Raw genomic sequence first — 1,943 nt, 5'->3', positions numbered from 1 at the left:
CGTCGGCGCGGCGGCGGACGGGGAGGGCGGGGGTGACGCCTAGCCGCCCGGGAGATGTCCGGTCGGCGGTATCACTGTCGACAAATATGCGAATCGAGAAGGGTGTTGCGACCCGCACGCGCAATCCCGCTCCGGTTTGCGGAATGATCCCGAAATTCTGGCTGACCGTCAGCTTGTGGAGACACCGGGGTGGTTGATAACGATACGGATACGGAATCGTCCTGATTTCGCATGAGGGTTTCCGGGCCTCTGACGCTTCATAGGATGCGTCTGGTTCACATCATGAAGCAGCGCCACAGGGGGCGCGGCAAGCAAGGCGGGCTGCCCATCGGCATGGCCCGGCCCGGAGGGATCCCAGATGTTGCAGAGGCAGGGGCGGACGCTTCCCCGCATCACTACTGTCATGCTCGCGACCAGCGTTGCGCTGGCCGGGGGCCTGTTCGCGGCCGGTGCGGCGACCGCGGCGGACGCCCCCGGCGGGGCCGTCACGGCAGTGATCCAGCCGACCCTGATGAGCGAGGAGATCGCCATCGAGGGCGGCCACTCCATCCAGGGCGGCCTCTTCACCCTCAGGACGCCCGACGGCGAGATCAAGACGTACTGCATCGACATCGACCACCCGGTCGACATCACGAGCGGTGTCGAGTACCAGGAGTCCGACTGGAAGTCGAGCTCGCTCGGCCGCCCGGAGAAGGCCGAGGACGCCTCCAAGATCCGCTGGATCCTGGAGAACTCCTACCCGCAGGTCACCGACCTCAAGAAGCTGGCCACCGACGCCGGCGTCAAGGGCGAGCTGACCAAGGAGGACGCCGCCGCCGGCACCCAGGCCGCGATCTGGAAGTTCTCCGACGGCAAGAACGCCACCCCGGTCGACGCCGAGGCCAAGCAGCTGCGCGACTACCTCGTCAGCGAGAAGAACAAGGGCATCGCCGCCGAGCCCAAGCCCTCGCTGAGCCTCGCCCCGGACTCGGTGGCGGGCAAGCCGGGCGGCAAGCTCGGTCCGTTCACCATCAACTCCAGCGCCAACGAGGTGAAGCTCGCCGTCTCCGGCGACTCCGCCGACACGGTCAAGCTGGTCGACAAGGACGGCAAGGACGTCAGCGCCCTGGCCGGCCCGGTCGCCAAGGACACCCAGCTGTTCCTGGACGTGCCCGCGGGCACCCCGGACGGCACGGCCACCGTCAACGCCTCCGCCGAGACCGTCGTGCCCAGCGGCCGCGTCTTCCTCAGCAAGGGCTACACCCCGGAGAAGCACAGCCAGACCATGATCCTCGCCGGCTCGACCAAGCTCGGCGTCAAGGACTCCGTGAAGGCGACCTGGGTGGCGGGCAAGGGCCCGCTGGTCGACAGCACCGCGGCCGTCGAGTGCGTCGCCAACGGCGTCAAGGTCTCCGTCACCAACGGCGGCGACGAGGCGGCCACCGTCTCGGTGAAGCCGGGCAAGGACCTCACCGTCCAGCCGAACAAGACCGAGACCGTGGTCGTCAAGGTCGCCGAGGACACCGCCTACGACATCACGGTGACCGGCCCGAACAGCTACTCCAAGAACTTCAAGGGCATCCTGGACTGCCAGACCGCGAGCGTGGGAACGCCGAGCCCCTCGGCCACCCCGACCACGGCCAAGCCGACCACCGCCAAGCCGACCACCCCGGCCCCGACCACCACCACCACGAAGCCGGCGACCCCGAGCGCCACCCCGTCGGCCACCGCCAGCGCCACCACCGCCGCCCCGCTCCCCGCGCCGCCGAGCACCGCCCCCGGCACCACCGGCGGCCTGGCCCAGACCGGTAGCAGCGACGCCACCCCGGTCATCGCCGCCGTCGCCGGCGGTCTGGTCGTGGCCGGCGGTGCCGCGGTCTTCCTGCTGCGCCGCCGCCGCGGTGGCGACGCCGCCTGAGGCGGCACCCGGACCACGGCCCGCTAGGGCGTGATCCGGCGGCATT

At 70.0% G+C, this 1,943-nt stretch carries 1 protein-coding gene; it reads left to right on the top strand.

Annotation, left to right across the window (positions count from 1 at the left end; all coding sequences use genetic code 11):
• Positions 1-403 precede the first annotated feature (403 nt).
• Positions 404-1,897: a Cys-Gln thioester bond-forming surface protein gene (locus ABD308_RS28380; protein WP_344340421.1), complete on the top strand. Its 1,494-nt coding sequence runs from the start codon at positions 404-406 to the stop codon at positions 1,895-1,897.
• Positions 1,898-1,943 lie beyond the last annotated feature (46 nt).

The sequence above is a fragment of the Kitasatospora putterlickiae genome (assembly GCF_039527695.1).
GTDB classification, from domain to species: Bacteria; Actinomycetota; Actinomycetes; order Streptomycetales; family Streptomycetaceae; genus Kitasatospora; species Kitasatospora putterlickiae.
This window is presented reverse-complemented; position numbering and strand designations above follow the sequence as displayed.